The organism is Methanofastidiosum sp. (genome assembly GCA_020854815.1).
Lineage (GTDB): Archaea > Methanobacteriota_B > Thermococci > Methanofastidiosales > Methanofastidiosaceae > Methanofastidiosum.
Window position 1 is genome coordinate 1 of record JAHKLW010000034.1, and the last position, 5771, is coordinate 5771.

Here is a 5771-nt window from a genome sequence, read left to right on the forward strand (position 1 = left end):
AGCTTGTTCGCCGGGTCGTAGGAGTACCTGGTCCTCTCCGCGACCCTCTCCCCCAGGGAAACTGTCTGAGCCGTCCTGTTCCCGAAGAAGTCGTACTCATAACCGACCGTCTCTCCACTCGGGTATGCGACGCCGGCTAGTCGCCCCACCCCGTCGTATCTGTACGATGTAATCCCGTCCGCCGCGGTCTTCTTGATCAATCTCCCCGATAGATCATAGTCGAGGTTGGACGCATACAGGCGCTCTCCACCGTAAACGACCTCCTGCCTTGTATGCGGGGTAACTGTTAAGGCCCGTTGCTGTTGGGGCCTTTGCCTATCCAGGGGGTGTCGAACTCGGGTAATAAGAAACTAATAGGCCGGTTCTGCTTTTAGTATGGATGTTACCTTATGATTTGCTTTATTGCCTTAATAAGCGTGTCATAGCTATCTCCGGTGTTTTCAGAGTGGTTAAACATTAACTTTTGATCTGTCCATGACTTATCATGATTCTTTTTTTGTCCATATATATATCTCCCCGATCTGTACGAACCTGATGGTTTGATGATGATCTTTTGAAAATTCTATTACAGCATTCCCGAAGATATCTGGCTGCACCTCAAGATTAGATAGTGTATAGCCTGTGTTTTGTATGGCAGAATTAATTTGATCGAGTAGTTTCTTTTTTTTCTGCTCCCTTTCTTCATTAATCTTAGAATTCTTCGAGACAATCATTTAATCATACGCTACCCTTCATCACAATCTTGTATTTGATGCAATCCGCATTTTGTTTTACAACGCATTGAAGTTTTTATCAATGACCCGCTCAAACTTTTGGGGACCAGATAATTGATAGTTTTTATCAGGATAATCCTCGACTCCATAAATAGTTAACGCCTCTCCGTGCAGGGCTGCATCTTGAATAAGAACTGACAGACAATTCGACGGATTGACTATTTGGGAACCGTATTTTCTGACAATGAGCATTTCTTCAACATCAACAACGCTTAATTTCCCTGCGATTGCATCAACTAATGCGTATGGAAATCCTAAATCAAAAAGATGTTCAATAGCAGAACTTTTAATTTGCTCTAATACAACTCCACTGTCAATATTTAGTTTCATGATAGAAGCGCCTGCTTTTAGAACAATGAGGTAGTTTGAATATACAAAGATTGACCTTATTTTTCCTTCTGCCAATCTCCAGAGTAAAGAGCCAGATGCAATATCATAAGCAAGTAGACCCTTTTCTTTGCCGCCTAAGCCCTTCTCCCAACTGCCGACAAACAATTTGCTCCCATCCACAGATACAGGTATCCCATACTGGCTGTTATAAGATGAACATCCAACATTCAGCTCTTTGGGCGGTTTATCATAGAAATAAACCGTACATATTCCGTCATACTTACAAACCACCTTTTCTATGACTCCATTTTCGATTATTTCCATGAAACCATCTTCAATATTTTCTATACGCATTTTTTCACCGCCTCACTTGAAATTTACCTTAAATCCGTACTGTTCAGCAATCTCCGTCGCTTTTTCCAAAACCTGCTTTGATGTTGGGTTATTTACTGTATTGAAAAACGTTTGCCATGCTTTATTATAAGCCGCACTCCAGTTTTGATGAGTAGAATTAACCCATGCCCCATATGTGGGATTATTAATATTAATCCCAACCTTCAAGAATTGAGACTCAAAAGATTGAGGCAATACATGATGTTGAAGCCCACATTGTTTGTCATCGAAACGCCTGGATTGCATGACGGTGAAAGAACGCTCGAATTGAACGTCGTGGAAGAGAAGGGGCCCGGCGTATTCGCCGGGCCTCAGGTGTAGATGGGGATCACATCTGCTCGTATTCCAGCTGAGCTCGGTGGACGTTTTCCGTGTCTACGGCCTGCCCGTTCTGCGTACAGACGTCAAGCAGGCATGCAGCGCATAGGGTATTTGTTACGCGAGGGATTCCGCGGGCGATCGTGTGGATCTGGGAGATGGCCGCGTCAGTGAACAGCGGGCGGGTCGCGCCAGCCCGCTTCAGGGCGTGCTCTATGTATGCCTTGGTTTCCGTTTCCTGGAGGCCCGAGAGGTGGTAGCGAACGCCTACCCTCTGCCGTATGGCTTCAAAGGTCCGCAACCGGATCGTGGAGCGGAGTTCCGGTTGGCCCACCAGGATAAGCGCGAACGGGCTCAACGAATCGAACCTAAAGTTAGTGAGGAACCGGGCCTCGGCGAGCATGGACGTGGACAGAAGATGCGCCTCGTCAATGACGAGCACGGGCTGTTTACCCTGGTTCTCGTAGGCGTCGAAGAAAGCGTGATCGAATTGCCGGCGGGCGTCCCTCTGGTGGAAGGCCGGAGTGATACCGAACTGCGCGAGGACCTCCCTGTAGAAGCCCCGTGGTTCGAGGGCGGAATCGGCGATGTAAAGGAAGGGGTGGTGTATCGGGTCTAACCTGGCGGCCAGGGCGCGTATCGCGGTTGACTTGCCCGCCCCGATCTCCCCCGTGATCACACCCAGGGAGCGGGTTCTCACGATGTAGTCGAGGCGCGCGGATAGTTCCTGCCACCCCTGACCCTGGAAGAGATCCGCCGGCGGCAGGGCCCGGTCGAAAGGCAGATGGCTCAGGCCAAAGTATTTTTGTATCATTGTCCTCCTCCCTCCGTAAGGCGCGGGAAGCGCATCTCGCCGAGTCTTTGCCGCTTTTCCTCTTCGTACTGGCGCCTTGCCAATTCGAGCAGGTTTAGCCCTGTTGAGACTGGAGCGGGTATCGGCAGCGGTTTTCCAAGATCACGGTGTCGAGTCCTCTGGAGATTCACTGGTTGGGCGTCCGGATATTGCTCCGAGCCGCGCCATACTTGGATAAGGTCGAGGCTATACGGGTCGTAGCGGATCGTGATCGCGCGCCGCACAAGCGCCGCGCTCACTTCGTAGGTATTCCCATCTAAGGTGAAGCACCCCGTCTTGTCGACCCTCCGCTGCTCCTGCCAGAGGAAACTCTGACGAACCCTGAAAAAGTCGAGTTTCCTCAAGGGCGTGGGGTCGGACTCGAACCGCTCCTTCGGGGTCTGCTTCAGGGCGCCGTGCGGTTTCTGGTGGTAGGCCACCTCCAGCCAGGCCCAGAAGTACTCGTTCAGTTGCTCAAGGGTAGTGAGTTGACCGGACACGATCAGCGCGTAAGCCTCAGGCTTAAAACTCCTATCCACGTACTGGAAGAACTTTTCCACCTTGCCGCGTCCCTGGGGTCTACCCGGCCTTGAGTGGATGAGGTGGAACCCCAACTCGCCGGCGATCCGCTCAAGGTGCTGACCAGAGTATATCGCCCCGTTGTCGCAGTAGAGCCTGGCTGGAACCCCGTGCCTCATGATCGCTTTCTTCAGGGCGTCCTCGAGTTTCGGCCTGCGCTCCTCGAAGTAGTACTCGGCGTGCGGGACATACCTCGAGTAGTCGTCCAGAAAAGCGATGAGGTACGCCTGGCGCTTTCGTTCCCCGCCGTCGGGGTCTGGAAGGTAGAGCGTGTGGTGACAATCACCCTGCCAGGTATGGTTTCTGTGCGGTGATTGAAACCTGCGGTGCCCCCTCTCCCGCGACGGCATTTTCACCCCCAACTCCGAAAGATGTCTCCTGAGAGTGCTCACCTTGAGTTGGCCGGCGTCCACTTCCCCCGCGAGTTGCAGCATAGCGATGATCTGGGGAACGCTTCTTGACGGTAACTCCCGTTTCAACGCCTCGGCCTTCTCCAACACGGCCCTCGGCAGGGCGCGGGGACTTCCCTTGTCAGCCCGCCCCGTGGGCCTGAGCGCCTCGATGCCTCCTTTCCGGTAGAATCGGAGCCAGCGCTCAAGTGTACGCTGGGTCACCGTGGTCGCCTTGCTGAACGGGATTTCGTAGGTTTTTCCCGCGAGTTCCCTCAACAGGCGGGCCTGTTCCCCCCGGCCAAGCGGCTGCACCACCACTGGGGCGATCACGCCGTACCGGAAGTTCGCTATGAGTTGAGCCTGTTCTTCGGTCACAGTGTCTCCCTCCCTTGGATAGTCTCCCAGCCTAAGTCTCCAGCCGGAGGCGAGCGATTGACAGTGACAAAGAATGTGGTGTTTCCGTGAGGACCGGATACGCTGTCGGCAAGAACGCTCATCCTAACGCCGCCAGACTGATGTGGGGACCGCTACCGTGAGGGGAGGCGCCCGTTTTCTCCTCCCGAAAGCAACCCTTTAGCGCTCGCGCCGGCGTCGTGATCGCTCAGAGGCTCATGTGGACGGGGTAACAGGAGTTGAAGAACACAAAGAGGGGAACCGATTCAGTCCTGAGGATGAGGTTCCGGAGTATTCCTCCCAGTGAAAGCACGCTTCTAAGCCAGCCGCGGGGGCGGTTTTGCTCGGGCAAGTACGGAGTGACATCGAACCCGGGGGACAGGCGGAGAATCCCCTCGATCACCGATTCGACCAGAGCCTGGGCCCTCCGCCGCCATCCCTGTAGCCACCGGCGGAGCGTGCGGCCCGAGATGCCGCCAGCCTTTGGACTTTGGCAGAGTCGCCCGGTCAAAGCGTCTACCCTTTCGCCACGTGAGAGCATTCGCGCTGCCGCCTCGCGCACGGGAAGACCGAAGTGGCCGTATGGCCGAATGAATGCTGGGAGCAGACTGAACGTCTTCTTACACTGTGGGCAGAGGTATCTATATACCGGCAAACGCTCAAGCAACTGGCCCAATACCACACAACGGAAGTAACGGCCGTGCTTTCTGAGCCTGCGTCCGCAAATCGGACAATGCTGTTCTCCGGCCGGGGCCCGGTCAGTACATTCGTCAAGATACTTCTTGAGAGAAACGGCCACATGCATTACGATGATCATGCAACGACCCCTAACGGGGTTGCGGGAGCTCGCCCCTGGATAGTGGCCAAACTAACGGCAGGGGCGGGCTTCTCCTTTTCCCCCAAGTCATGACACAGCAATAAACCACGTCCCCATTTACGTCACGGAACGTGGTTCTCCTATCACCGTCATTCAATTCGGCCAATCAGGCCCTAATCAACGACAAATAGAGCGGGCCTCAACAACATGATGTGCTTGCAACCCTTTTCCAATATTACCTGTAAGTTGTTGCAAATTATATCGGAAGTTGCTTTGTGAAAAAGCTCGGTATACAGGATCCGCTTTTTGAGCAACTTGATTAATTGTAGCTGCTCCTGCACCGCCTGCTGCGGTTGTGCCCATAACCCCCATCCCAACTAAAACTGTACCGGTTGATGCCGTTACACTGCCAGCTGCAATATAGGCCGTAGCCGCCCCGCCTGTTAGTCCTATCGCGCCGCCAATTGCTGCTCCCGCTGCAACATTCTGCCATCTCAGTTCTCCATACTTGGCATAGGAGTATATTCCTCCTGCAACGCCGCCGACAACCGCTCCTACAGCACCCGTGACGAGCATGAATATCTCGCCATCCTGGTCAATGTACATTACTGGGTTATTGCCGCAGTAAACGTATAGATTAGTACTCTGCATTACGGCGTCGATGTTCGGAGCGTATGTGTAGATCGTTAATCCCAAAGGATCGATGCGCTCATTGAGTCTTACAGGGTTATCCCCATAAATCATGTTGCCTGGATTCCAGTGCGTATCTTCCTGAGTAAACCGGCCTATCACTGGGCTATAATACCTGGCCCTCAGGTAGTAGAAGCCCGTCTCTGGGTCACACTGCTCCCCGTTGTACCTGAAGGGATTCGACAGTAGCGTGAAAGCGCCCTCTCCCATAAGATGCCGTTCTTCTATGCCGAAAGCGTCGTATCGGTACTTCG

General features: G+C 53.2%; 8 protein-coding genes and 1 pseudogene. All 9 read right to left on the minus strand.

Translation table 11 applies throughout. From position 1 onward, the window contains the following. On the minus strand, positions 1–200 hold a 200-nt coding region (locus tag KO464_04510; GenBank protein MCC7572636.1), incomplete at its 3' end, for an RHS repeat protein. Between the two features lie 282 nt (positions 201–482). Further along, positions 483–713, minus strand: a complete 231-nt coding sequence (locus KO464_04515) for a hypothetical protein (GenBank protein MCC7572637.1) — start codon at positions 711–713, stop codon at positions 483–485. 57 nt (positions 714–770) lie between these two features. Next, on the minus strand, positions 771–1457 hold the full coding sequence (locus KO464_04520) for a PQQ-like beta-propeller repeat protein (protein ID MCC7572638.1): 687 nt from the start codon (positions 1455–1457) through the stop codon (positions 771–773). Between the two features lie 12 nt (positions 1458–1469). Next, positions 1470–1742 (minus strand): hypothetical protein, encoded by a 273-nt coding sequence (locus KO464_04525; protein MCC7572639.1) that lies wholly within the window; start codon positions 1740–1742, stop codon positions 1470–1472. Between the two features lie 82 nt (positions 1743–1824). Then, positions 1825–2628: an AAA family ATPase gene (locus KO464_04530; protein MCC7572640.1), complete on the minus strand. Its 804-nt coding sequence runs from the start codon at positions 2626–2628 to the stop codon at positions 1825–1827. Beyond that, positions 2625–3992 (minus strand): DDE-type integrase/transposase/recombinase, encoded by a 1368-nt coding sequence (locus KO464_04535; GenBank protein MCC7572641.1) that lies wholly within the window; start codon positions 3990–3992, stop codon positions 2625–2627. Before KO464_04535 ends, KO464_04530 begins: the two co-directional genes overlap by 4 nt. Positions 3993–4218: 226 nt before the next feature. Then, complete coding sequence (locus tag KO464_04540; protein MCC7572642.1) at positions 4219–4827, minus strand: hypothetical protein; 609 nt, start codon at positions 4825–4827, stop codon at positions 4219–4221. A 177-nt stretch (positions 4828–5004) separates the two neighbouring features. Further along, entirely contained in the window at positions 5005–5433 is a 429-nt protein-coding gene (locus tag KO464_04545) for a hypothetical protein (GenBank protein MCC7572643.1), read from the minus strand. 105 nt (positions 5434–5538) lie between these two features. Then, a pseudogene (locus KO464_04550) lies at positions 5539–5771 on the minus strand (hypothetical protein).

Coding starts and splice junctions, on each gene's coding strand:
- KO464_04515 (MCC7572637.1), bottom strand. CDS start 713: ATGATTGTCTCGAAGAATTCTAAGATTAATGAAGAAAGGGAGCAGAAA.
- KO464_04520 (MCC7572638.1), bottom strand. CDS start 1,457: ATGCGTATAGAAAATATTGAAGATGGTTTCATGGAAATAATCGAAAAT.
- KO464_04525 (MCC7572639.1), bottom strand. CDS start 1,742: ATGCAATCCAGGCGTTTCGATGACAAACAATGTGGGCTTCAACATCAT.
- KO464_04530 (MCC7572640.1), bottom strand. CDS start 2,628: ATGATACAAAAATACTTTGGCCTGAGCCATCTGCCTTTCGACCGGGCC.
- KO464_04540 (MCC7572642.1), bottom strand. CDS start 4,827: ATGATCATCGTAATGCATGTGGCCGTTTCTCTCAAGAAGTATCTTGAC.
- KO464_04545 (MCC7572643.1), bottom strand. CDS start 5,433: ATGTACATTGACCAGGATGGCGAGATATTCATGCTCGTCACGGGTGCT.